Below are 24,723 nucleotides of genomic sequence, written 5' to 3'. Positions count from 1 at the left end.
CCGCTATGATTCAAGCGATTGTTTTCCTGCCCCTTATCGGTGCGCTGATAGCGGGGCTTCTGGGTCGGACCATCGGTCACCGGACCAGCGAATATATCACCACGGGCCTGCTGCTGATTGCAGCGGTGCTGAGCTGGGTCGTGTTCCTGCCGGTCGCCTTTGGCGGCGGACTTGCCGGTGCCGTGGCAGACGGCCATACGGCCGTGGTCAAGGTCGAGGTGATGCGCTGGATCCAGGTCGGCGACATGGACCTGCGCTGGGTGCTGCGCGTCGATACGCTGACGGCCATCATGCTGGTGGTGGTCAACACGGTGTCGAGCCTGGTGCACATCTATTCGATCGGCTACATGGCCGACGATCCGCACCGCAGCCGCTTCTTCGCCTATCTGAGCCTGTTCACCTTCGCCATGCTGATGCTGGTGACGGCCGACAACTTCCTGCAGATGTTCTTCGGCTGGGAAGGCGTGGGCCTGGCTTCGTACCTGCTGATCGGCTTCTGGTACACCAAGCCGTCGGCAACGGCGGCGGCCATGAAGGCCTTCGTGGTCAACCGCGTGGGTGACTTCGGCTTTGCCCTGGGCATTTTCGGCGCCTTCATGGTGCTGGGCCATATCGACTTCGACGGCGCGTTCCACGCCGTGGGCGAGTTCGGCACCACCGGCCTGCCGGTGATGCAGTTCCTCGGCTGGAAGCTCGACGCCATGACTGTCATCTGCCTGCTGCTGTTCATGGGCGCCATGGGCAAGTCGGCACAGTTCCTGCTGCACACCTGGCTGCCGGACGCCATGGAAGGCCCGACCCCGGTGTCGGCGCTGATCCACGCGGCCACCATGGTGACCGCCGGCGTGTTCATGGTGGCGCGCCTGTCGCCGCTGTTCGAGACTTCGCCGACCGCGATGACTTTCGTGCTGGTGATCGGCGCCATCACCGCGTTCTTCGCGGCGACGGTGGGCCTGGTGCAGAACGACATCAAGCGCGTGATCGCCTATTCGACCTGTTCGCAGCTCGGCTACATGTTCGTGGCGCTTGGGGCAGGGGCCTATTCGGCCGGTGTGTTCCACCTGTTCACCCACGCCTTCTTCAAGGCGCTGCTGTTCCTGGGCGCTGGCGCGGTGATCCATGCCATGCACCATGAGCAGGACATGCGGAACATGGGCGGCCTGCGCAAGAAGATCCCGATCACCTATGCCATGATGCTGATCGGCACCCTGGCGCTGACCGGTGTGGGTATTCCGGGTTCGGAATGGCTGGGCTTTGCCGGCTTCTTCTCCAAGGACTCGATCATCGAGGCGGCCTATGCCGTCGGCGGCAACACGGGCATGTTCGCCTTCTGGCTGCTGGTGATTGCGGCGCTGTTCACGAGCTTCTACTCGTGGCGCCTGATCCACCTGACCTTCCACGGCACGCCGCGCGAGCCGGCGCATGATCACCATGCCCATGACGACCATGCGCATGACGACCATGGCCACCACGGCTCGGCCTATGACAATGCCCATGAGGCGCCCAATGTGATGCTGGTGCCGCTTTATGTGCTGGCTGTCGGTGCGGTGCTCGCAGGTGCGGTGTTCTACGGCATGTTCTTCCACGATGTGGAGCATATCGAACACTTCTTCGCCGGTGCCATCGTGGTCGACCACGAGATCATCGAGGCAGCGCACCATGTGCCGCTGTGGGTGAAGTGGAGCGCGACGATTGCCATGGTGATCGGTTTTGTAACCGCCTGGTACATGTATATCCGCCGTCCGGAGACCCCGGCCAAGCTGGCCGCGACCAATCCTGGCCTCTACAAGTTCCTGCTCAACAAGTGGTACTTCGACGAGCTGTATGACTTCATCTTCGTGAAGCCTGCGCTGTGGATCGGCCGTGCGTTCTGGAAGGGCTTTGATGACTGGCTGGTGGACGACAAGATCACCGGCGGCCTCGGCCGGCGCGTGCTCAACGTGACCAGCTGGGTTACCAAGCTCCAGTCGGGCTATCTCTACCATTATGCCTTCGCCATGCTGATCGGCATCGCGGCTCTGCTGACCTGGGCCATTGCGGCCGGGGGACTGATCTGATGACCTTCGAAAACTCCATTCTCACAGTCCTCACGTGGCTGCCCATGCTGGGGGCCATAGCGATCCTGCTGACGCCACGGACGGCGGAAGCGGCCATCCGCTGGACGGCCCTGATTGTCACCGGCGTGGTGCTGGTGCTCTCGCTGGCCATGTGGCGCGCCTTTGACCCCAGCAATGACGGGTTCCAGTTCGTGGTGAACCTGGCCTGGGTCGGTGACACCATCGGCTATCGCGTTGGCGTGGACGGCATTTCGGTGCTGTTCGTGGTGCTGACGGCGCTGCTGATGCCGTTTGCCATCCTGGCAAGCTGGGAGTCGGTGACCGAGCGGGTCAAGGAATACATGATCGTGTTCCTGATCCTCGAGACGCTGATGATCGGCGTGTTCACCACGCTCGATCTGGCCATGTTCTATGTGTTCTTCGAAGGCACGCTGCTGCCGATGTTCCTGATCATCGGCATCTGGGGTGGTGCGGCCCGCATCCAGGCCAGCTACAAATTCTTCTTCTACACCTTCGTCGGCTCGGTGCTGATGCTGCTGGCCATCATGGCCATGTATTGGAATGGCGGCACGACCGACATCACCAAGCTGCTGGACCACGACTTCCCCAAGTCCTGGCAGCCCTGGCTGTGGTGGGCGTTCTTCGCCTCGCTGGCGGTCAAGATGCCGATGTGGCCGTTCCACCGTTGGCTGCCGGAAGCGCACGTGCAGGCGCCGACCGCTGGCTCCGTGATCCTGGCGGCGATCCTGCTCAAGCTGGGCGGCTATGGCTTCCTGCGCTTCAGCATCTCGATGTTCCCCGACGCTTCGGCCCAGTTTGCCAATATCGTGTTCTTCCTGTCGGTGGCCGCGATCGTCGTCACCTCGCTGGTGGCCCTGGTGCAGACCGACATCAAGAAGCTGATCGCCTATTCGTCGGTGGCGCACATGGGCTTTGTGACCATGGGTATCTTTGCCGGCAATGCCCTGGGCATTCAGGGTGCCATGTTCCAGATGATCTCGCACGGCATCGTGTCGGGCGCGCTGTTCCTGTGTGTCGGCGTGATCTACGACCGCATGCACACCCGTGACATCGAAGCCTATGGTGGTCTGGTCGAGCGCATGCCGCGCTATGCCTTCGCCTTCATGGTGTTCACCATGGCCAATGTGGGCCTGCCGGGCACCTCGGGTTTCGTGGGTGAATTCCTCACCATGCTCGGCGTGTTCCAGGTCAACACCTGGGTCGGCTTTGGCGCCGCCTTTGGCGTGATCTTCTCGGCGGCCTATGCCTTGTGGCTCTATCGCCGCGTGATCTTCGGTGCGCTGACCAAGGATAGCCTCAAGGCCATTCTCGACCTCAACCTGCGCGAGAAGGTGATGCTCTATCCCCTGATCGTGCTGACGGTGGTGTTCGGCTTCTATCCCGCGCCAATTCTCGATACGACGGCGGCGGCTGTGAACCGGCTGGTGACGAACTATGCCACGGCCGTTGGCCTTGACCCGGCAGTGTCGCTTGCCCAGGCGCAGGCGCCCCTTGCCCATGCTGAACCGGTTGCTGCGGCCGAAGAGCCCGCCGCCGCGCCTGCTGCCCACTAGGAGAGTCCCGTGAACTCAGACGTTATCGATTTCGCGAGCCTGGCTCCCGCCTATCCGGAAATGCTGCTGGCGATTGGCGCCGTGGTGCTTCTGATGATTGGTGTCGTGGTCAACAAGGAGCGCTCGGTGCTGGTGTCCTATGGCGCCGTGCTGCTGCTGATTGTCACCGCGGCCCTGGTTATCCTGCAGCCCAAGGACGGCGTGCTGTTCAACGGCGTGTTCATCGCCGATGGCTTCGCCCGCTATATGAAGGCGCTGGTGCTGGGGGGCTCGGCCCTCTCGCTGCTGCTGGCGCTGCCGCGGGCCGAGGAAAATGGCACCCACAAGTACGAATATGCCGTGCTGGTCGTGCTGGCGACGCTCGGCATGATGATGATGGTGTCGGCCAACGATTTGATGAGCCTTTATGTCGGCCTCGAGCTGCAGTCGCTGTCGCTCTATGTGCTGGCGGCCATCAAGCGCGAGGACAGCAAGGCGACCGAGGCGGGCCTGAAGTACTTCGTGTTGGGCGCGCTGAGCTCGGGCATGCTGCTCTATGGCTCGTCGCTGGTGTATGGCTTTACCGGCCACACCAATCTCAGCGAAATCTTGGTGGCGATCGCCCAGGAAGGCCGTTCGATCGGCCTGATCTTCGGCGTGGTGTTCCTGCTGGCTGGCGTGGCCTTCAAGATCTCGGCCGTGCCGTTCCACATGTGGACGCCGGACGTGTATGAAGGCGCTCCCACCCCTGTGACGGCCTTCTTTGCCACTGCGCCCAAGGTTGCCGCCATGGCGCTGATGGTGCGCCTGGTGACTGATACCTTCAAGGGCATCAGCCACGACTGGCAGCAGATCGTCATCTTCCTTTCCATCGCATCGATGGTGCTGGCGGCCTTTGCGGCCATCGGGCAGAAGTCCATCAAGCGCCTGATTGCCTATTCCTCAATCGGTCACGTGGGCTTTGCCTTGGTGGGCCTGTCCTCGGGAACGCAGGGTGGTGTTGAAGGCGTCGCGATCTATATGGCGATCTATGTCACCATGACGGTCGCGCTGTTCGCCTGCATCCTGTCGCTGCGCACCAGTGCGGGATATGTCGAGACCATCGAGGATCTGGCTGGCGCCGCCCAGCACCGTCCGTTCGTCGCGGCGATCATGGCCATCGTCATGTTCTCGCTGATCGGCATGCCGCCGCTCGCAGGGTTCTTCGCCAAGTGGCATGTGTTTCTGGCGGCGATCCATGCGCATCTCTATGTGCTGGCGGTGATCGGCGTGCTGGCTTCGGCCATCAGCGCCTTCTACTACCTGCGCGTGATCAAGGTGATGTATTTCGACGCCCCGGTGCGCGAGTTCGAGGCGGTTCCGGCCGAGCTCAACATCATCATGGCCGTGACCGGCTTTGTGGTGGTGACGTATTACTTCACCGTCGCCGGGCCGCTGGCCGGGCTTGCCCAGTCCGCCGCAGGAAGCCTGTTCTAGGTGACCGACTTCGCGCTCGGACCCAAGGCGCGCGCAGCCGGCTATCGGCTGCGCAGCTTTGACAGCATTGGGTCAACCAATCAGGAAGCGCTGGCGGCTGCCTCCGCCGGCGATCCGGGCGGCATCTGGTTCGCGGCGCGGCAGCAGACCAGTGGTCGCGGCCGGCGTGGCCGGGCCTGGGTCAATCCGCATGGCAATCTGGCGGCAACGCTGTTGGTGGTGCCCGACTGCGATCCCGCTGTGACGGCAACGCTGGGCTTTGTGGCCGGGGTGTCGCTCAACCGGGCGCTCACCACTATTTTGCCCAAGGGGTTGGTTCAGGTCGGGCTCGATGGCGCCGACAGTGCCAATGGCCGCGGGCGCATGGCGCTCAAATGGCCCAATGACATGCTGGCCGACGGCGCAAAGCTCGCAGGCATCCTGCTCGAAGCCGTGCGGACGCCGGACGGCCGGTCGGCAGTGGCCATCGGCATTGGCGTCAATGTTGTGGCGGCGCCTGATGGTTTGCCCTATCCGGCGATCTATATAAACAGTCTGGGCGTGACGCGCTCGGCCGAAGAGGTGTTCGAGGCGCTCTCGGATGCCTGGGCCGAGGTGTTCGGCCAATGGAATGACGGGCAGGGCCTGGCGTCGGTATTGGCCGATTGGCGGGCCTCTGCAGCCGGGATCGGTGGACCGGTGGCTGTCACCCAGGACGGTGATGTGCTGCGCGGCATTTTTGAAACCATCGACGACGCGGGACGGCTGATCGTCCGCGCGGAAGACGACCGCCTGATCGCAATCACGGCGGGCGACGTGCATTTTGGGGCAACGGCCAGCGCCCGAAGCTGACCATCAATTGCGCAGGCGACCGGCGACCAAAGATCGCTCCGGCGTTGCGCTCGAAAGGACTGAAAGACCCATGGCTAAAACCCAAAGGGACGAACTCGTATTTGTGCCGCTTGGCGGCGTCGGCGAGATCGGCATGAATATGGGCGCCTACGGCTTCGGGCCGGAGAAATCCCGCAAGTGGATCGTGGTCGACTGCGGCGTGACCTTCGGCGGGCCGGACCTGCCGGGGATCGAGCTGATCATGGCTGATCCGGAATTTCTGGAGGAACGCGCCGACGACGTGCTGGCGCTGATCCTGACCCATAGCCACGAAGACCATTACGGCGCCGTGCTCGACCTGTGGCCGGGCTTTGAGAAGCCGGTGTTCGCCACCCGCTTCACCGCCGCCATGTTGGCGGCCAAGCGGGCAGGGGATGGCATTGTCGAAAATGTCGACATGACCATCATGGTGCCCGGCAAGCCGTTCACGGTCGGGCCCTTCACCATCGAGGCGATCAATGTGGCGCATTCGATTCCGGAATCGAATGCCCTGCTGATCTCGACGCCGGCCGGCCGCGCACTGCACACCGGCGACTGGAAGCTCGACCCCACGCCGGTCGGCAATGCGCCCACGGACGTGGCGCGCCTCAAGGCCATTGGCGAAGACCGCTCGACGCCCCTGGCGCTGATCTGCGATTCCACCAATGCGCTCAAGGAAGGCGAAAGCCCGAGCGAGGCGGAAGTGGCGGCCAATCTGGCGGCCATGATCGCCGAGTCACCCAATCGCGTGGCGGTGACCACCTTTGCCTCCAACGTCGGCCGGGTGATCTCAATCGTCCGTGCCGCCGAGAAGGCCGGGCGCCAGGTGGTGATGTCGGGCCGTTCGCTGCACCGCATCATGGGCATTGCCCGCGAGCTGGGCATGCTGGAAGGCCTGCCGCCGCTGCTCGACCAGGACGCCTATCGCAGTATTGCGCGCAACAAGATCGTGCTGATCTGCACCGGCAGCCAGGGCGAGGCGCGGGCCGCCATTGCCCGTATCGCGCGCGGCGACCATCCGGTGATCGCGCTGACGGCGGGCGACCGGATGATCTTCTCGTCCTGGGCCATTCCGGGCAATGAGCGCGAGGTCATCGACATCCAGAACCGCCTGATCGACCAGGGCGTCGAGGTCATCACCGCCAATGACGGGCTGGTGCATGTGACCGGCCATCCGCGGCGCGACGAAATCCGCCAGCTCTACAGCTGGCTCAAGCCCGACGTGCTGGTGCCGGTGCATGGCGAAGCCGTGCATCTGACCGCCCATGCCAAGCTGGGCCGGGAATCGGGCATCGCCAATGTGTGTGAAGCGCGCAATGGCGACATGGTGCGGCTCTTTCCCGAGCCGATGCTGATGCCGGGCGAAGTGCGCACCGGCGAGCTCTATCTCGACGGCCTTGTGCTGTGCACGCCCGAGGAATCGGGCGTCAAGGGCCGGCGCCGGCTGTCATTCGGCGGCCATGTGGTGGTGAGCCTGTGCGTGAATGGCGGCGGTCAAGTGGTGTCGGGGCCGGATCTGGTGATCGACGGGCTGCCCGAGACCGAGGACGAGTCGCTGACCGAGTTGGTGGAAGACACCATCGATGGCGTGCTCAAGTCCATGCCGCCCAAGCGGCGCAGCGACACCGAAGTGCTCAACTCGGCGCTGTTCAAGGCCATTCGCAACGAGGTGAATGCCTATTGGGGCCGCAAGCCCAATGTGTCGGTGTTCGTACACCGCGTCTGACGGTTAAGTTGTCGCGGCGGTTGCCATGGCGCGCGCCGCGACAAGATTGCTGCTATCGCCTCATGGGGCCGCGGGCGTATGCTGGCGGCCCAAACTTTTTCAACTTGCTGTCAGGACAGACCATGCAGATCGGGTCGCTCATCGCCGTGTTTTTCGTGATGTGGTGGATCAGCTTCGTGGCTGTGCTGCCGATCGGCAACCAGAGCTTTCACGAGGCCGGCGAGAAAGTCGTTGCAGGTAGCGATCCCGGCGCGCCAATGCGCCCGCGCATTCTGCGCAAGGCGCTGATAGCGACCGCACTGGCGATGCTGCTCACGGCGCTGCTGATGTGGGCCATGTCCAACGAGACACTGCACCACTACTGGAATCGCTGAGGACAGCGACGGGGGCAGGGGCTCTCGAAAGCCTCCCCCTGAAGGGGGAGAGACTGGTCCCGTTCATGGGCGAGGTTTGCCCCGGACGAGCCGGGCAATGACGGGCACAGCGGTTAGCGGACAGAGACCAATCAGGTGCGGCGCGGTGGGACGGGATACACCCATCGGCCAACTCCGATTCTGATTGCACGCCAGTCCCTGCAGAGCTGACTAGCGTTTGCGGCCTGGCTTGGTAATGGCGTGGGCAGGGCCATGGCGAGCGCTGCGGCGAGATCGGCCTCGGTTGCAGCGGCCAGGGTCAGCGTCGTCCAGCCCTGACGACCCCAGGCATTGTCGAGCGGGGCAAAGACCTCCGGCGCAACCATGCATTTCAGGGACTGCTCGTCCGGCGTGAACTTGAGGTTCGCCGTCGCGCCATCAGCCGCCAGCGTGGCGTAGATCCGATGCACCTTGAAGGCGCGGCGATCGACGTGCGGCGCTTCTGAGGTGCCAGGGAGCGCGAGGGCCAGGCGACGCAGATCTGATTGGGTGGCCATGAAAATGCCTCCGAAACCCGACAAACTGCTGCAACTGCATAAAAAAAGCGGGGCACAAGGCCCCGCTCCATAAGTTTGATCGACAATACGCTGGTCTTAGGCACGCTATTGAAAGCGGCGGCCAACGCTCCTCCCTTGACGTTGTCGACGTCCGGCGGATTGTGACCGCCTGTGCTTGATTGGTCGTGACACTAACAACTCAAACACGGGCTGTCACGCAGATTCTGCATGCCTTCCATGCTTGCATCGGATGGACGAGTAGGATTTGAGTGGGCATCAAGAAAAGTCACGAGTCGACGGTCATTCTGGAGTTCACATGCGCCTGTCTCGCTATTTTTTGCCGGTGCTGCGCGACGTTCCCAAGGACGCCGAAATCGTCTCGCATCGCCTGATGCTGCGGGCGGGCATGGTGCGCCAGCAGGCGTCCGGCCTCTACACCTGGCTGCCGCTGGGCTACAAAGTGCTGATGAAGGTGCAGAAGATCATCGAAGAGGAGCAGAATCGCTCCGGCGCGGTGCAATTGCTGATGCCCACCATCCAGTCGGCCGACCTGTGGCGCGAAAGCGGGCGCTACGATGCCTATGGCAAGGAAATGCTGCGCATCGAGGACCGGCACGAGCGCGAATTCCTCTATGGCCCGACCAATGAGGAGATGATCACCGACATCTTCCGCACCTATGTGAAATCCTACAAGGACCTGCCGCTGAACCTGTACCACATCCAGTGGAAGTTCCGTGACGAGGTGCGCCCGCGCTTCGGCACCATGCGCAGCCGCGAATTCCTGATGAAGGATGCTTATTCGTTCGACCTGGACAAGGAAGACGCCGTCAAGGCTTACGAGCGGATGTTCGTGGCCTACATGCGCACCTATGCGCGCATGGGGCTGACCGCGATTCCGATGCGTGCCGACACCGGCCCCATCGGCGGTGACCTCAGCCATGAATGGATCGTGCTGGCCGACACCGGCGAAAGCGCCGTGTTCTGCGACAAGCGCCTGCTCGACAAGCCCATTCCCGGGCCCGACACCGATTTCCGTGGCGACCTCAAGCCGATCTTCGAGGACTGGACCTCGCTCTATGCCGCGACCGAGGAAATGGTCGACATGGCCGAGTTCGAGGCCAGCGTGCCGGAAGAAAATCGCGTTTCGGCGCGCGGCATCGAAGTCGGCCATATTTTCTACTTCGGGACCAAGTATTCCGAGCCCATGAAAGCGACGGTCACCGGACCGGATGGCAAGGAAATCACCGTGCACATGGGATCGTATGGCATCGGGCCGACCCGGCTGGTGCCCGCACTGATCGAAGCGTTCCACGACGAGGCCGGCATTGTCTGGCCGGTGTCGGTGGCGCCGTTCGAGGCCGTGCTGATCAATCTCAAGGCCGGCGATGCCGAATGCGACGCTGCCTGCGATGCGCTCTATGCCGAGCTCACCGCGGCCGGAATCGACATGCTCTATGACGACCGCGACCAGGGCGCTGGCGCCAAGTTCACCACGGCGGACCTGATCGGCATTCCCTATCAGATCATCCTGGGACCGCGCGGCCTGAAATCGGGCGAAGCCGAGATCAAGCACCGCAAGACCGGTGAGCGTGAAACGCTGCCGATCGCTGCCGCCGTGGCCCGCCTCAAGAGCCTGATCGAACCGCAGAGAAAGACCGATATTTGACCGAGATGGCGACGCCTGCACTGAACAAGGGCACGCGCGCCTTCTCGCGCTTTGAATGGATCGTGGCGGGCCGCTATCTGCGCGCCCGGCGCAAGGAGGCGTTCATTTCGGTGATCGCAAGCCTGACCATGGTGGGCGTGGCGATTGGCGTTGCGACGCTGATCGTGGTGATGTCGGTGATGAACGGATTTCGGGCCGAACTGCTGACCAAGATCCTGGGGCTGAACGGGCATTTCACGGCCTACCCAATCGAGCGGGAATTCACCGACTACAAGGAAACCATTGCCTCGCTGCAGAAGGTGGATGGCGTGGATTTCGCCGTCTATTTCGTCGAGGGCCAGGTGCTGGCGTCCGGCAATGGCAGCTCGACGGGCGTCACCGTGCGCGGCATGGACGAAGAGAATATCAAGAAGCTCAAGCTGCTGCATGGCGGGGCCAAGCAGGGCGGGTGGGACAATTGGGATACCAGCAAGGGCGTGGCCATCGGCTATCGCTTGGCGCAGACGCTGGGCGTGTCGCTGGGCGACCAAGTGACCATCATCAACCCGGACGGGGCGATGACGCCGTTTGGCACCACGCCGCAGATCAAGTCCTTCCCCGTCAATGTGATCTTCGACCTGGGCATGGTCGAGTTCGACAGCTTCTTCATGTACATGCCGCTCGAGCCGGCGCAGGACTATTTCAAGCTGGTGGACGAGGTGCTCAAGCCGGGCATGGGGCCGCTGGACCCGCTGGCGAGCGACGAAGAGATCGACGCCGCCTATCAGCGCGTGGGCAAGGTTTCGGCGGCGGAAATCTTCATCAAGGACCCCGATGACGTGGCCAATATGCGCCTCAAGCTGCAGGCTGACCCGGCAACGCGGCCGCTGGTGCTGACCGACTGGCAGCAGCGCAACGAGACGTTCTTCTCGGCGCTGCAGGTGGAGCGGGTGGTGATGTTCACCATTCTCTCGATGATCATCCTTGTCGCCGCATTCAACATCATTTCCAGCCTCATCATGCTGGTGAAGGACAAGAGCAGCGACATTGCCGTGCTGCGCACCATGGGGGCGACGCGCGGGGCAATCATGCGCATCTTCTCGATCACCGGCACGACCATAGGCGTGATCGGCACCATTTCGGGCGTGGTGCTGGGGCTGATCGTGGCGGCCAATGCCGAGCCGCTGCGGGCTTTCCTGTCCAATACGCTGGGCGTGGCGATCTTCCCGCCAGAAGTGTTCTACCTCTCCTCGCTGCCGTCCAAGACCGATCCGGTGGAAGTGGGCGTGGTGATCTGCCTGGCGCTGGGGCTGAGCTTCCTCGCGACGCTTTATCCGGCCTGGCGCGCCGCGCAATATGATCCGGTCGAGGCCCTGCGTTATGAGTAAGCCGCATCTCATCCTCACCGACGTCCACCGGCACTACGGGCAGGGCGACAAGATCGTGCGCGTGCTCGAGGCGGCGAACCTGACCGTGCACAGCGGTGAGCTGGTGGCCCTGGTGGCACCCTCGGGCGCCGGCAAGTCCACGCTGCTGCACCTGTCGGGGCTGCTGGAAAGCCCGCAATCGGGCGAAGTGGAGATCGTGGGGCACAAGACCAGCCAGCTGGGCGACCGCGGACGCACGCAGCTGCGGCGCTCGACGGTGGGCTATGTCTATCAGTTCCACCACCTGCTCCCAGAATTCACGGCGCTGGAGAACGTCACCATGCCGCAGCTGATTGCCGGCGTGGCGCCGGCGGCAGCCAACAAGCGCTCCATGGAGCTGCTGGACCTGCTGGGTGTGGGCCCGAGGGCCAGCCATCGTCCGGCGGAGCTCTCAGGCGGCGAGCAGCAGCGCGTGGCCATTGCCCGCGCTGCGGCCAATCATCCCAAGGTGATCCTGGCCGACGAGCCGACGGGCAATCTGGACCCGGAAACCAGCGAGATCGTGTTCGGCGCACTGGCCAATCTCATTCGCAATGAGGGTGCGGCAGCGCTGATCGCCACGCATAACCATGACCTGGCGCGGCGCGCCGACCGCATCGTCACGCTCAAGGGCGGGCTGGTGGTGGATCACACACTCTAGGCGTGTGCGGCGGCGCTAGAGCGCCGCGGCGATCGCCTTGGCCAGTTCGGCCAGTTCGGCATCATCGGCCTTGCCGCCGGCGTGCGGGGCCAGGGCCATGCCTTCATAGACCGGGATCAGGTGAAAATGCAGATGGAACACCGTCTGCCCGGCCGGGGCTTCGTTGAACTGGGCCAGGCGAATGCCATCGGCACCAGTGGCAGCCTTGAGGGCATTGGCGATGCGCTGCACCAGCGGCATGACGGCTGACAGGGCCGCCGGATCGGCATCGAGCAGATTGCGCGAGGGTGCCTTGGGAATGACCAGGGTGTGGCCGCGCGACTGCGGGAAGATATCCATCATCACCAGCGCGGTTTCGTCCTCATAGACACGGTGCGCCGGGATTTCCCCGCGCAGAATGCGGGCGAAGATATTGCTGGAATCATAGCTCATGGGTCACTCCGCCGGCTGGGTAAGGTCCGGCTGCTCCTTCTGGAAGAAACGAAAGCGGAAATAGTTGAGCACGGCCAGGCCGGTGAGCGTCACCGGCACGTAGCGGAAGTCACGCTTGATGAAGAAAAGCGCAATGCTGACCGCGGTCTCGGCGCTCATCTTGCCCGGGCCCATGGCCGACTGGAAGGACGATGGCACGATGTGCCGGTAGATCAGGGCATTGGAGCGGTAATAGTCGCGCGCACGGGCAGCGAAGGCGCGCTTGGAGCTGGCGTAATCCTTGAGCCAATCAAGGCCCATGTCGCCGTGGAACTCGACCTCCGAGCCCAGGCCCCAGACCTCTGGCGGCGACAGGCGGGTGCTACCGATCTCGATGAAGCGTTCGGTGAGATCGCGGGCGGTGACGTAGTTGGCGTTCCAGCAATCGTCCTTGATGGCGCCATGGGACAGGATCAGCACATCGGCGCGCGCAAGTTTTTCGTCCATGCGATCATAGTCGCCGGGGGCATAGTCGACACCCGACTTGGCGGTCTCGACACTGCCGCCGAGCTTTTCCAGCCGCTTGACCATGGCCGAACCGAAGGCGCCGCTGGCACCGGTGACAAGGAAGCGCCGCCCGGCGATCTGGCAGCCCGTGCCCATCACCAGGTCAAAGACATTGGTGAAGGAGGAGAAGAAGTTGTGCGGATAGAGGTGGTGCATGGCGTGGTAGTTGTTGTCCACCCATAGCCGCCCCTGCTGGCCGCCGACGCGGTCCATGGACATGTGGTTGTAGTCCAGGCCTTCCTCGCGCAGCGTCATCACCAGCATCACGGTGCGCACTGCCACCACAAGCGCGATGGGCGGCCAGGGGAAGACGAGGAGGAAGATCAGCGTGCCGGCCAAGGAGGTGAGATATTCCGGCAGGATATGGAACCAGATATTGGCCCGGGCATAGGCCGGGTTGACCTGCATATCGAGGCCGAGGAACTTGTGATGCACCCAGTGCCAGGCCGAAAAGCGGCGCAACAGCGGATTGGTCGAACGCTCCCAGCGATGGAGGGTCCAGTGCAGGGCGTCAAACAGTGCCGTGGAGACCACGAAAACCAGACCAGCCTGCAGCGCGAAAACGACAATGTCCCAGATCATGGTCATTCAATAGAGGGGAATGGGCGCAGGGGAAAGGGCAGGCGGCGTCGCAGGGGGATTATCGGTCGAGCCGTTCGCCCTTGCGGAAGGGGGTGAACTGGTCGAGCATTTCCTGGTTGCGCTCAACGGCGCGACGCTCCTGCTCGAGATAGTCGGCGACGGCGTGGCGCAGGCCCGGATGGGCAATCCAGTGGGCGGAGTATGTGGTGGCAGGGGCATAGCCGCGAGCCAGCTTGTGCTCGCCCTGGGCGCCCGCCTCGACGACCGCCAGCTTGTGGGCGATGGCGTAGTCGATGGCCTGATAATAGCAGAGCTCGAAATGCAGGAACGGCACGTCGCGGGTGCAGCCCCAGTTGCGGCCGAAGATGCGATCGTGGCCAAGGAAGTTGATGGCGCCGGCAATGGCCTCGTCCCCGTCATAGGCCAGCATGAGGACGATGCGGTCGGCCATGGACTGGTTGAGACGCGAGAAGAATTCGCGGTTGAGATAGGGGCGGCCCCATTTGCGGGCGCCGGTATCTTCATAGAAGGCGTAGAAGGCGTCCCAATGGTGTTCGCGCAGATCCGAGCCGGTCAGCCATTTAACCGTCAGGCCGTCGATCAAAGCATCGCGGCGCTCGCGGCGGATGGTCTTGCGCTTGCGCGAGGCGAGCGATTCGAGAAAGTCCTCAAAGCTGGCATAGCCGTCATTGTGCCAGTGGAACTGGGTATCGACGCGCTTGAGCCAGCCATCGCCGGCAATTTCGTCAGCCTCGGCCTGGGGCAGGAAGGTGGCGTGGACCGAAGACGCATCGCGCTGCTCGGCGAGCTGTTGGGCGGCGTCCAGCAGGGCGGCGCGGATGGCTGGGGCGCCCGAGGGCACGAGCAGCTTGGGCGCGGTGGCGGGAGTAAAGGGTACTGAGCACTGCAGCTTGGGATAATAGTGCCCGCCCGCCCGCTCCAGCGCATCGGCCCAGCCATGGTCGAACACATATTCGCCCATGGAATGGGACTTGAGGAACAGCGGCATCAGCCCGACCGGCGCGCCGGATGCGTCGTTGAGCAGGATGTGCTGCGGCTGCCAGCCGGTGCGGGCCGTGGCGCAGCCGGATTCTTCCAACGCCAGGAAAAAGGCGTGGTCGAGAAAGGGGTTGTCCGTCTTGCCACTGGTCGACGGCACAAGGCTGTTCCAGACCGCGGCGGGGATGGACGCCGTGGTCGGATGGATGGTGGCCGTCAGGGCGTTGGCTGGCACGAAGGATCCGGGGATAATCAGCAGACTCGATAAAGATAGGCTGCATTGCCCGGTATTGTAAGGTTGTGATCGCGCCGGATCACGGAGATTTGGGACCCGAATTGCTGGCAGGCCGCGGTGAAGGCGGACAGCGGCGTATCCGCATATTCGATATCGAGCACATGGCGCCCAAACACGGCGGCATAGTCGTCGCACTCCTCGAACAGCTGGCAGGATTCGGTAATGGCGAAGTCTATGCCGATGTCGCGGCCTCTGGTGCCCAGCTCGACGCTGTTCTTCTGGCTGAAGGCGAGGCCGAGGGCATGGGCGCGCTCCACCAGGGCTTTGGCGAAGGCGAGGTTGCCGGCCATGCTCAGGGCGCCATCCGAGCGCGAATAGCTGTCGAGATTGTCCGCCTCGATGGCTTGAAAGCCGTCCTTAGCGCATTGGTCGATCCAGGGGCCAACAATGTCGAGCAGCGCCGCGCGCTTGTGGGCCGTGCTGGTGTCCAGCAGCATCTCGTCAGGCCAGCCCGGATCGAAGACGAGATTGCCCTGGGCACTGGTCAGCAGAAGCTCTGGGTGGTTTTGCGCCCACCAGTCCGCATCCTGCGGCTGGGTCTGGAAGGCGTTGATGTAGCAGATGGAATAGAGGCCGGCGGCAGGCGTGGCTTCGCGGTCCCGGCTGACGATCGTGGTGCCCGGCGGCGGCGCATAGGCGCCGCCGAGCTGGGAATCATATTGCCCGCCGGTCGGGGGGAGGCGCACTTCGGCCGCCTGGACCGGCAGGGCCAGCAGCGGCGCGAGCAGGATGCCGGCGCTAGATCTGCGCGACATCAAAGCCTTCAAACACGATCTGGTCGGCGTCGCCCAGAGCGGCACGGGCTTCATCGACAGAGCGAATGGTCCAGGCTGTCACGGGCTTGCCCAGCGCGCGCCAGAAGACGATGGCGGGTAGGTCGAGGGCCTGGCTGTGGCAGGAGATGAAGTCGAACTGGGTCTCGTGCCAGTGCAGCAGATGGCGCAGGCGATAGCGCTGCTGCTCGGTGAGCTGGCTGTCCCAATCAGGGCGATCATAGGCATAGGTGATGATGCCGCGCGGACCGGTGAAGCCGAACTGGCGGATGGCGGTCAACAGGTTGGGATCAAACGATTCGATGGTGACCGGGCCGTCATAGGCCTTGAGCGCCTCGGCCACCGCGCGAGCGAGAAGCTGCGTGCCGGCGGCATCGCGCTGGCCCTTGAGCTCGATCTGCAGCAGGGTGCGACCGGCAATCTGGGTGAGAAAATCGGTGAAGCGCTGCGGACAGTCACCTGCGGCGCTGTCCAGTAGGGGCGTGGCGGTGATGTCGCCCGCGCTGGTATCGGCGACGGCGCCCTCGCGGCCGAGCAGGCGGACCATGTCGTCATCATGGAAGATGACCGGCACGCCATCGCTGGTCAGCTGCACATCGCATTCGATGGCAAAGTTGCCGGCGATGGCGGCCTCGAAGGCCGCCGCGCTGTTCTCGATGATGCCCGCTGCACGGTCATGCAGGCCGCGATGGGCGATGGGGCGGGGGAACATGGGTTCAGTCTTGCTGTCAGTCATGGTTCAGTCCTGGCGTGCTGTCGTCTGGTTGTGCGCCTGACCTGCCAGCAAACTGTGACGGTGCTGTAACGTCAGACCTCGACCACGGCCTCAATCTCGACGGCAGCGCCGAAGGGCAGGGACGCTACGCCAAAGGCGGCGCGGGCATGCTTGCCCTTGTCGCCCAGCACACCGACCAGAAGGTTGGAACAGCCGTTTGCCACCAGATGCTGCTCGGTGAACTCGGGCGTGGAGGCGACCAGAACCGTGACCTTGAGGATCCGCTTGATCTCGTCCAGCGGTACGCCACCCATGTGGACGATCTGTGACAGCACGTTGAGCGCAGCCAGTTCGGCGGCATTGCCGCCCTGAACCACATTCATGGTGTCGCCGAGCAGGCCGGTGACGACGCCGTGCTCATTGCTCGAAATCTGGCCGGAGACATAAAGGATATTGCCGGTGCGGGTGACCGGCACATAGCTGGCGACGGGGGCCTTGGGCGCAGGGAGCTCGTAGCCATATTCGCGGAGCTTTTCGATCGGGCTGGTCATTTGGTCTTGCCTTGGTTCTGGTCGTCGTCATTTGTCGCCGGCTGCGGCGCCGGCGCGTGTTTGTAGAGCTTGCCGCGTACCACGGCTTCACGGCCGAAGCGGGTGCGAACGCGATCCATGGCGCGTTCGGCAGCGGCCTTGCGGGCCACGATCGGCTCGAGCAGATCGGCCGGATCATTGCCGTCAGCAGCGTCGATTCCCGAAACGCCGATTCCGATCAGCCGGAATGCCGTGCCATCCACTTCGCGCTCGAGCAATTGCAGCCCAGTCTCATAGATGACATTGGCAAGCTGTGTGGGGATCATCAAGTGCCTGGCCCGCGTACGCAAGCGGAAACCGGCCGACTTGAGCTTGAGCGTCACTGTGTCGCCAACAATGCCCTTGGCCTTGAGCCGTTCCGACAGGCGTTCGCTGACCTTGAGCAGCTCGGTGGAGAGACCCTCGAGCGAGGCAATGTCGGTGTTGAAGGTGGTTTCGGACGACACCGTCTTCATCTCGCCGTCGCTGGAAATGCGGCGACTGTCCTCGCCACGGCACAGGCGAGCGAGTCGGGCGCCGGTTTCGCCATAACGGCGAATCAGGGTTTCCGGCGGTTCAGCCTGCAATTGCCCGATGGTGGTCAGGCCATCCTTGCGCAGGGTTTCGGCCAGCACCTTGCCGACGCCGTAGATCAGGCTGATGGGGCGTGGCGCCAGGAACGACAGGGTTTCGGCCTTGCCGATGACGGCGAAGCCGCGCGGCTTGTCTAGATCGGAAGCAACCTTGGCGAGGAATTTGTTATGGCTCAGGCCCACCGAGATGGTGACGCCGATCTCGGTGGCGATGGTGCGGGCGAAACGGGCCAGCACCACCGCCGGCGGCGCCTTGTGGAGCGACTGGGTGCCTGCGAGGTCCAGGAAGGCCTCGTCGAGCGAGATGGGTTCGACCAGCGGGGTCAGCGCATCCATGTGCTGGCGGATCTGCTTGCTGACGCCGACATATTTGCTCATGTTCGGCTTGATGATCACGGCGTCCGGGCAAAGCTGGCGCGCCTTGAACATGGGCATGGCCGAGCGCACGCCGGACTGGCGGGCGATGTAGCAGCAGGTGGAGACGACGCCGCGCACGCCACCGCCGATGATCAGTGGCTTGTCGGCCAGGCTCGGGTCATCGCGCTTTTCGACCGAGGCGTAGAAGGCGTCGCAATCGACATGGGCGGTGGTGAGGGCAAAGAGTTCCTCATGGCTACGCAGCCGCGGCGAGCCGCAGGCCGGGCAGCGCATGGGCACCGGCTCGGTGCTGGCATAGGTCAGGCAGTCGCGACAGAGCCAGTCGACAGCCATGGCTCATCCCGCCGGATTGAGCTTGTACCAGACCCGCATGAAGTCTTCGGGCGTCATGGCGGCATTGGCGCAAAAGGCGAGCAGAATCGGTTCGTTTGCCGCAAAATAGTCGATGAGGCCCCGCTGCAGGCCGGGGGAGCCCACAGCGGACTGAAGAGCGGCGGCATCGAGGCCGGCATGCTGCATGAAGGCCAGCAGCTCCTCGGGGTGCTGGATGAGATAGCCCAGGCAGGCTTCGGCCAGCGGCGCGACAGAGTGTTGGACTTTCTCGATGCGCGGCACAGGCGGGCTCATTTGGTGATTTGTAAGAGTTTTGATGCTAGCTGAAACAGGCGACAAAGCGAAGCGTCGCCAGCGCCAGTCGGCGCGAGGAAGGACCCATGCCCAAGACTGTGATGATCGTTGAAGACAATGAGCTCAACATGAAGCTCTTCAACGATCTGCTCGAATCGCGTGGCTATGCCGTCATCCAGACCCGCAATGGAATGGAAGCGCTCGATCTTGCGCGCGCTCACCACCCCGATCTGATCCTGATGGATATCCAATTGCCCGAGGTTTCCGGGCTGGTGGTGACCAAGTGGCTCAAGGACGACGACGAGCTGGCGCATATCCCTGTTATCGCCGTTACAGCCTTTGCCATGAAGGGTGATGAGGAACGGATTCTGCAAGGCGGATGTGAGGGTTACATCAGCAAACCAATCTCCGTGCCTCACTTTCTGGAAACTATTGCCCGCTACATTGGGCCGGCCTGACCGGACAGATTTGGCGACAAGTTTCCGTCCGGCTGACGAGTCCGGGCTGGCAGTCTTGCCGGGGCCGGCGTGAATACCGGGGCTTGTAGTGACCGCACGCGTTCTGATCGTTGATGATATTCCCACCAATGTCCGCCTGCTCGAGGCGCGGCTGGCGGCGGAATATTATGACGTAGTGACAGCCTCGTCGGGCCCGCAGGCGCTGGCCATCTGCGACAGCCAGGATGTCGATATCGTCCTGCTCGACGTGATGATGCCGGACATGGACGGCTTCGAGGTCTGCCGGCGGCTCAAGGCCAATCCAAAGACCCTGCATATTCCCGTATTGATGGTGACGGCGCTCGACCAGCCCTCGGACCGGGTGAAGGGACTCGAAGTCGGCGCCGATGATTTTCTGACCAAGCCGGTCGACGACATGCAGTTGATGGCCCGGGTGAAGAGCCTGGTGCGCCTGAAGTCACTGACCGATGAGCTGCGCGCCCGCGCGATGACCGGCCAGCAGCTGGCCGTCGAGGATTCGCTGCGGGCGATGGACCGCATCACGACCAGCGGTGGCTCGCTACTGATCATCGACACCGATCAGCGCCATGCCGAGCGGCTCAAGAGCTTCCTGACGCCCGAGCATGACGTGGATATTCTCACCCAGCCGTCCGACGCGGTGTTCCAGGTGACCGGGGCGCAGTATGAGCTGGCGCTGGTATCGATGGCGCTGGCTGACTTTGACCCGCTGAGGGTGTGTTCGCAGATCCGCACGCTTGAGCATACCCGGCACCTGCCGATCATCCTGGTGGCCGAGGACAGCGACAAGCCCAAGGTGGTGCGGGCGCTGGACCTGGGCGTCAATGATTTCATTTCCCGCCCGGTGGAGCGTAATGAGCTCGCTGCGCGGGTTCGGACGCAGATCCGCCGGCAGCGCTATGCGCTGGAGCTGCGCCAGAGCGTGACCAATACTATGGCCCTGGCCGTGACCGATGAGCTTACCGGCTTGTATAACCGGCGTTATTTCGACCGGCACCTGGGGCTGATGCTGGGCAAGGCGCAGAACCAGGATCGCAACATGGCGCTGATGATCCTGGACATCGACCACTTCAAGGCTGTCAACGATACCCATGGCCATGATAGCGGCGACGTGGTGCTGCGCGAGTTCGCAACCCGCTTGAAGAGAAACATCCGCGGCATTGATCTAGCTTGCCGATTCGGCGGCGAGGAGTTCGTGGTACTGATGCCCGATACCGAATTCCGGCAGGCCGAAGCGGTCGCCGAACGGGTGCGGCAATCCATTGCGGACCGGCCTTTCGAGCTGGGCGGCGGCAAGACGCTGGCGATGACGGTGTCGGCTGGGGTGACGCTTAACGAGAGCGGCGCCGACACCGCGGAGTCGCTGGTGAAACGCGCGGACGTGGCGCTCTATCGCGCCAAGCGCGAAGGCCGCAACCGGGTGGTGTTCGACGCGGCCTAGCCGATGCCGACAATTCGACCCATTAGGGTTATTTGTTATAATTAACAAAAGGTTGCCGGCTGGAGATGGCCGGTTTTCCTTGTGTTTTGGCGGCTTGAGCGTAGGTTGCCCCCAACACCGACAGCGACCCCTAGGGGGTTGTGGTTGAGGGTTCCCTACGGCTCGTCTCAGGTCCGCCGCAACTCCTGAGCCCCGTAGGGCGGTTGGTCCGGACGCGGACAGAGTGGCCTCTTCGACATGCCGCTCCGGACCAGCCACTCCATTCAAAATTCAGCATCACTTGCAGTCAATGTGTCAGCACTCGGTTCACCGCCCGGGGCGCACATTCGCCAATGCGACAGCCTGCTGGGCCAGCGCCGGATAGCTGTGCCCGGCCAGATGGTCGAGGCCGGCGATTTCGGCCGGGGTGAACCAGGCAATCTCGGAATGCTCGTCGCAGACATTGGCGGGCTCGCCACCTGTCCAGCCCAGCACGGCATAGATGCTGGAGGTGGAGAGGGGACCATTGGCCGAGGCGGGATTGGTGACTTCGCAGAGCAATGCGATGGTTTCGACCTCGACGCCGACCTCTTCGCGGATCTCCCGGCGCAGGGCCTGGTCGGGCGTCTCGCCTGGCTCCAGGCGCCCACCGATAGCGTCCCAGTGATTGGGCCAGGCCGGCTTCCAGCCGGCGCGGAGGCCCAGGAGCACACGGCCGTCGCGCACCAGGAGGCCGGCCGCCGTGCGCAGAAGGGGTGTTTCGGACATGCTCATCCCCGTTTATTCGGTGGTGAGTCAAACTGTCACGAGATCGTCAATATCCGTCAACAAAGCCGCAGCGGAAATAAAACAAAAACCCCGCAATTGCTTGCGGGGTTTTCTCAGACTCCAGCAAAAAAGCCAGATTACTTGATCTTGGCTTCCTTGAATTCGACATGCTTGCGCACAACCGGATCGTACTTGTTGTACGAGAGCTTCTCGGTCTGGGTGCGGGCGTTCTTCTTGGTGACGTAGTAATAGCCGGTGTCAGCCGTCGACACGAGCTTGATCTTGACGGAAGCAGCTTTGGCCATTCTGTAGTCCTTCACAAAGCAAAAGGCGCCGCGGAATCCCCGGCGCCGGAATTTGGCCGCAACCTACGGATTTACCGCAGATTGTCAAGCCGGCATTCAGTCGATCTGGCCGGTGCCGAAGCCATACATGCGATTGGCCCACTGCAGGCCGACGATGGCGCCCTTAATCGAGGGCAGCATGGCCAGCGGCATGATCACCGCCAGGGGCACCATGGTGTAGAGATAGGTCAGCGGATCGACATGCCAGACCATATCCATGTGCAGCATCAGGCCGACCAGGATGTGGCCGACGATCATGATGGCGATATAGGGCGGGAAGTCGTCGGCGCGATGCAGGTTGAGCTGTTCGCCGCAGCTGTCGCAATGGTCGGCAACCTTGAGATAGGCGCGGAACATCTTGCCCTGGCCACAATGGGGGCATTTGCACAGCGTGCCGCGCCACATGGCCTGGGTTACGCTGCGATGTTCAATCGCACGGCTCTGGTTTTCCATCACTCTACCTCTTCCTGCGGCCCTTGGGCCCGAAGGACCTAGATGGGCGCTTCTTGTCGCGGCGAACAGATGACGGATTGACGCGTACACCCTCCGACAGCAGCTCAAAGCGCAGTGCGCCGGCGACAGGGGCCGCTTCGAGTAACCGGACGGTGACGCGATCGCCCAGGGCGAACTTTTCGCCCGTGCGCTCGCCGATCATGGCCTGGCGCTCCTCGACATAGCGATAGTAGTCCTGGCCCAAGGTGGATGCGGGGATGAAGCCATCGGCGCCGGTCTCGAACAGGCGCACGAACAGACCGGATCGCGTGACGCCCGAGATGCGGCCCTCAAAGCGGGCGCCGATCTTGGTGGCGAGGAACTGGGCGAGCAGGCGATCGGCGGTCTCGCGCTCGGCATTCATGGCGCGGCGCTCGGTGGCCGAGATGTGCTGGGCGATGCCGGGCAGACGAAGGGCCTCGTTTTCGCTGAGGCCATCATCGCCCAGGCGCAGCGCCGAGATCAGCGCACGGTGGACGATGAGATCGGCATAGCGACGGATGGGCGAGGTGAAATGGGCGTAGCGGTCGAGATTGAGGCCGAAGTGGCCGTAGTTCTCGGCGCTGTATTCGGCCTGGGCCTGGCTGCGCAGCACCATTTCGCTGACCTGCTCGACATTGCCGGCCTTGCGGGCCTGGGACAGGATGCCGTTGAAATCGCTGGCGCGGACGCTGTCGGATTTCTTGATGGCGATATCGAGCGAGCCGAGGAAGTCGCGCAGGGCCTGGAGCTTTTCGGACGAGGGCTCGTCATGGGTGCGATAGAGCAGGGCGGAGCGGTGCTGTTCGAGGGTTTCGGCGGCCGCGACATTGGCCGCGATCATCATTTCCTCGATCAGGCGATGGGCATCGAGCCGCTCGGGGATGCGGATGTCCTTGACCATGCCTTTGTCGTCCAGAACGATCTTGCGCTCGGGCAGGTCGAGATCGAGCGGACCACGCTGGTCGCGCGCCTTGGCCATGGTGTCATAGGCGGCGTAGAGCGGGCGCAGGATGGGGTCGAGCAGCGGACCGGTCTGGTCATCGGCATTGCCGTCGATGGCGGCCTGGGCCTGCTGGTAGCTGAGCTTGGCGGCCGAGCGCATCAGCACGCGATGGAAGCTGTGGCTGCGCTTGCGCCCGTCGGCGCCAAAGATCATGCGTACGGCCAAGGCGGCGCGGGGCTCGCCCTGCTTGAGCGAACACAGTTCGTTGGAGATGCGCTCGGGCAGCATGGGCACGACGCGATCGGGGAAATAGACCGAATTGCCGCGCAGATAGGCCTCGCGATCGAGCGCGGTGCCGGGTGTGACATAGGCGGCGACATCGGCGATAGCGACAGTGACGATATGGCCGCCCGCATTGGCCGGGTCGGTGTCGGCCTGGGCGTAGACAGCGTCGTCGTGATCCTTGGCATCGAAGGGATCGATGGTGATCAGCGGCAGGTCGCGCCAGTCCTCACGGCCCTTGAGGGTGGCTTCCCTCGCCTCCTCGGCCTCGCGCAGCACGGACTGCGGGAAGCGATAGGGGATTTCAAGATTATGGATGGCGATCAGGCTGACCGCGCCTTCGCTCATGGGGTTGCCGATGACCGCGGTGACCTTGGCGCGGGGTATCATCAACCGACCGGACAGCTTGACCTCGACTTCGACGAGATCGCCATCGGAGGCGTTGAGCAGATCGCCCAGCGGGATGCGCATTTCCTTGTTCTTGCGATCAACCGGAATGAGGCGGGCGCCATCATCGTCCATGCGCACGATGCCGATCTGGCCGCGGCGCGGCTTGTCGAGGATCTTCATCGCCTTGGCGGTATAGACGGGAACGTCGCCATCGCCGGCGTCGATGCGGGCCAGAATGCGGTCGCCCGGCGCCGGTGCGACGCGGGCGTCTCGGCCTGTCAGTACGGTGACGCGGGGCTTTTCGCCTTCCTCATCATTCCACTGGGCGGGGAAGGCGTGCATGTTCTCGGGGTCGGCATCGGACGGGATGTCGAGAACGGTGACATGGGGCAGGGCGGCGGTGCGGCGCAGCGCCTTGCGGGTGCGGGTGATGACGCCCTCGCCCTCGAGTTCGGCCAGCATGGCCTTGAAGGGGCGCCGCATGTCGCCGCGAATGCCGAAGACCTTGGCCAGATCGCGCTTGCCCTTGATATCGGTCTGCTCGGCGAGCGCAGCCAGCAACTGCTCACGGCTGGGCAGCGCATCCGCGCGGGGCGCCGTGGCGCGGCGGGGGCCGGAGGTGTTCTTGCTCTTGGGGCTCGGCTTGCGGCTGGGCGTGCTGGTCGGGGGCTTGGGCATAAATCAATTTCAATGGAGGGCAGGGCCTATGTAGGCGATTGGCGGGGTTTTGCCAAATGCGGGCGCTTTTGGAGGGTGGCAAGGGCGGTGCGGGTCGCGATGGATTGCCCGGACAAGCCGGGCAATCACGGGCGGTGCTGAGGCAGGCATGAGGGC

Annotated in this window: 24 protein-coding genes; 11 read left to right on the top strand and 13 right to left on the bottom strand. The window is 63.5% G+C overall.

All coding sequences use genetic code 11. From position 1 onward, the window contains the following. Nucleotides 1–5 precede the first annotated feature (5 nt). The 6 genes from nuoL to K1177_RS06440 all read left to right on the top strand — a co-directional run bounded on the left by nuoL (nucleotide 6) and on the right by K1177_RS06440 (nucleotide 8,035). On the top strand, nucleotides 6–2,057 hold the full coding sequence (gene nuoL, locus K1177_RS06465; protein WP_224702486.1) for an NADH-quinone oxidoreductase subunit L: 2,052 nt from the start codon (nucleotides 6–8) through the stop codon (nucleotides 2,055–2,057). Then, entirely contained in the window at nucleotides 2,057–3,631 is a 1,575-nt protein-coding gene (locus tag K1177_RS06460; RefSeq protein WP_224702485.1) for an NADH-quinone oxidoreductase subunit M, read from the top strand. The genes nuoL and K1177_RS06460 overlap by 1 nt, the downstream gene beginning before the upstream one ends. A 9-nt stretch (nucleotides 3,632–3,640) precedes the next feature. Further along, a complete protein-coding gene (gene nuoN / locus K1177_RS06455; protein ID WP_224702484.1) occupies nucleotides 3,641–5,086 on the top strand; it encodes an NADH-quinone oxidoreductase subunit NuoN in 1,446 nt (481 codons plus the stop codon). Continuing rightward, complete coding sequence (locus K1177_RS06450) at nucleotides 5,087–5,917, top strand: biotin--[acetyl-CoA-carboxylase] ligase (protein ID WP_224702483.1); 831 nt, start codon at nucleotides 5,087–5,089, stop codon at nucleotides 5,915–5,917. It abuts the gene before it with no gap. Between the two features lie 70 nt (nucleotides 5,918–5,987). Continuing rightward, a complete protein-coding gene (locus K1177_RS06445; protein WP_224702482.1) occupies nucleotides 5,988–7,661 on the top strand; it encodes a ribonuclease J in 1,674 nt (557 codons plus the stop codon). 122 nt (nucleotides 7,662–7,783) lie between these two features. Next, the gene (locus tag K1177_RS06440; protein ID WP_224702481.1) at nucleotides 7,784–8,035 is read left to right on the top strand and encodes a DUF1467 family protein; all 252 of its coding nucleotides are present in this window, start codon (nucleotides 7,784–7,786) and stop codon (nucleotides 8,033–8,035) included. A gap of 131 nt (nucleotides 8,036–8,166) precedes the next feature. Here the strand turns inward: K1177_RS06440 and K1177_RS06435 are convergent, their stop codons facing one another. Continuing rightward, nucleotides 8,167–8,571 carry an MmcQ/YjbR family DNA-binding protein gene (locus K1177_RS06435; RefSeq protein ID WP_224702480.1) on the bottom strand — a complete coding sequence of 135 codons (405 nt, stop codon included), beginning with the start codon at nucleotides 8,569–8,571 and terminating at the stop codon, nucleotides 8,167–8,169. A gap of 316 nt (nucleotides 8,572–8,887) precedes the next feature. On the opposite strand from K1177_RS06435, the gene proS reads away from it, so the two are divergent. From proS to K1177_RS06420, 3 genes are read left to right on the top strand one after another with little or no spacing between them, the layout of a single operon-like run. Beyond that, nucleotides 8,888–10,237: a proline--tRNA ligase gene (gene proS, locus K1177_RS06430; protein ID WP_224702479.1), complete on the top strand. Its 1,350-nt coding sequence runs from the start codon at nucleotides 8,888–8,890 to the stop codon at nucleotides 10,235–10,237. A 5-nt stretch (nucleotides 10,238–10,242) separates the two neighbouring features. After that, entirely contained in the window at nucleotides 10,243–11,604 is a 1,362-nt protein-coding gene (locus tag K1177_RS06425) for an ABC transporter permease (protein WP_224702478.1), read from the top strand. Next, entirely contained in the window at nucleotides 11,597–12,283 is a 687-nt protein-coding gene (locus K1177_RS06420; protein WP_224702477.1) for an ABC transporter ATP-binding protein, read from the top strand. Before K1177_RS06425 ends, K1177_RS06420 begins: the two co-directional genes overlap by 8 nt. A gap of 15 nt (nucleotides 12,284–12,298) precedes the next feature. On the opposite strand, the gene K1177_RS06415 is transcribed toward K1177_RS06420, so the two are convergent. The 8 genes from K1177_RS06415 to K1177_RS06380 all read right to left on the bottom strand — a co-directional run bounded on the left by K1177_RS06415 (nucleotide 12,299) and on the right by K1177_RS06380 (nucleotide 18,792). Beyond that, nucleotides 12,299–12,715, bottom strand: a complete 417-nt coding sequence (locus tag K1177_RS06415; RefSeq protein ID WP_224702476.1) for an HIT family protein — start codon at nucleotides 12,713–12,715, stop codon at nucleotides 12,299–12,301. A 3-nt stretch (nucleotides 12,716–12,718) separates the two neighbouring features. Next, complete coding sequence (locus tag K1177_RS06410) at nucleotides 12,719–13,843, bottom strand: hypothetical protein (RefSeq protein WP_224702475.1); 1,125 nt, start codon at nucleotides 13,841–13,843, stop codon at nucleotides 12,719–12,721. Between the two features lie 58 nt (nucleotides 13,844–13,901). Beyond that, nucleotides 13,902–15,077, bottom strand: coding sequence for a GNAT family N-acetyltransferase (locus K1177_RS06405; RefSeq protein WP_224702474.1), 1,176 nt, complete (start codon nucleotides 15,075–15,077; stop codon nucleotides 13,902–13,904). A gap of 17 nt (nucleotides 15,078–15,094) precedes the next feature. Further along, nucleotides 15,095–15,892, bottom strand: coding sequence for an endo alpha-1,4 polygalactosaminidase (locus K1177_RS06400; protein WP_224702473.1), 798 nt, complete (start codon nucleotides 15,890–15,892; stop codon nucleotides 15,095–15,097). Further along, on the bottom strand, nucleotides 15,876–16,646 hold the full coding sequence (locus K1177_RS06395) for a glycerophosphodiester phosphodiesterase family protein (RefSeq protein ID WP_224702472.1): 771 nt from the start codon (nucleotides 16,644–16,646) through the stop codon (nucleotides 15,876–15,878). The genes K1177_RS06400 and K1177_RS06395 overlap by 17 nt, the downstream gene beginning before the upstream one ends. Nucleotides 16,647–16,717: 71 nt before the next feature. Beyond that, a complete protein-coding gene (locus K1177_RS06390; protein ID WP_224702471.1) occupies nucleotides 16,718–17,176 on the bottom strand; it encodes a RidA family protein in 459 nt (152 codons plus the stop codon). Continuing rightward, nucleotides 17,173–18,498: a DNA polymerase IV gene (locus K1177_RS06385; protein WP_224702470.1), complete on the bottom strand. Its 1,326-nt coding sequence runs from the start codon at nucleotides 18,496–18,498 to the stop codon at nucleotides 17,173–17,175. The genes K1177_RS06390 and K1177_RS06385 overlap by 4 nt, the downstream gene beginning before the upstream one ends. Before the next feature lie 3 nt (nucleotides 18,499–18,501). Beyond that, on the bottom strand, nucleotides 18,502–18,792 hold the full coding sequence (locus K1177_RS06380; RefSeq protein WP_224702469.1) for a DUF3572 family protein: 291 nt from the start codon (nucleotides 18,790–18,792) through the stop codon (nucleotides 18,502–18,504). An 86-nt stretch (nucleotides 18,793–18,878) separates the two neighbouring features. On the opposite strand from K1177_RS06380, the gene K1177_RS06375 reads away from it, so the two are divergent. Both K1177_RS06375 and K1177_RS06370 read left to right on the top strand, forming a co-directional pair. Next, nucleotides 18,879–19,250 (top strand): response regulator, encoded by a 372-nt coding sequence (locus K1177_RS06375; RefSeq protein WP_108459298.1) that lies wholly within the window; start codon nucleotides 18,879–18,881, stop codon nucleotides 19,248–19,250. A gap of 88 nt (nucleotides 19,251–19,338) precedes the next feature. Beyond that, nucleotides 19,339–20,709, top strand: coding sequence for a PleD family two-component system response regulator (locus K1177_RS06370; RefSeq protein ID WP_224702468.1), 1,371 nt, complete (start codon nucleotides 19,339–19,341; stop codon nucleotides 20,707–20,709). 306 nt (nucleotides 20,710–21,015) lie between these two features. On the opposite strand, the gene K1177_RS06365 is transcribed toward K1177_RS06370, so the two are convergent. The 4 genes from K1177_RS06365 to rnr all read right to left on the bottom strand — a co-directional run bounded on the left by K1177_RS06365 (nucleotide 21,016) and on the right by rnr (nucleotide 24,567). Next, complete coding sequence (locus K1177_RS06365) at nucleotides 21,016–21,456, bottom strand: NUDIX hydrolase (protein ID WP_224702467.1); 441 nt, start codon at nucleotides 21,454–21,456, stop codon at nucleotides 21,016–21,018. A gap of 137 nt (nucleotides 21,457–21,593) precedes the next feature. Then, a complete protein-coding gene (gene rpmG / locus K1177_RS06360; protein ID WP_056233989.1) occupies nucleotides 21,594–21,761 on the bottom strand; it encodes a 50S ribosomal protein L33 in 168 nt (55 codons plus the stop codon). 96 nt (nucleotides 21,762–21,857) lie between these two features. Continuing rightward, nucleotides 21,858–22,253, bottom strand: a complete 396-nt coding sequence (locus K1177_RS06355; protein WP_224702466.1) for a DUF983 domain-containing protein — start codon at nucleotides 22,251–22,253, stop codon at nucleotides 21,858–21,860. Between the two features lie 4 nt (nucleotides 22,254–22,257). Beyond that, nucleotides 22,258–24,567 (bottom strand): ribonuclease R, encoded by a 2,310-nt coding sequence (gene rnr / locus K1177_RS06350; RefSeq protein WP_224702465.1) that lies wholly within the window; start codon nucleotides 24,565–24,567, stop codon nucleotides 22,258–22,260. Nucleotides 24,568–24,723 lie beyond the last annotated feature (156 nt).

This window comes from Devosia aquimaris (assembly GCF_020169335.1).
Classification (GTDB): Bacteria; Pseudomonadota; Alphaproteobacteria; order Rhizobiales; family Devosiaceae; genus Devosia; species Devosia aquimaris.
Note: the sequence above shows the minus strand (reverse complement) of the source record. Positions and strands in the feature narration are given on the sequence as shown.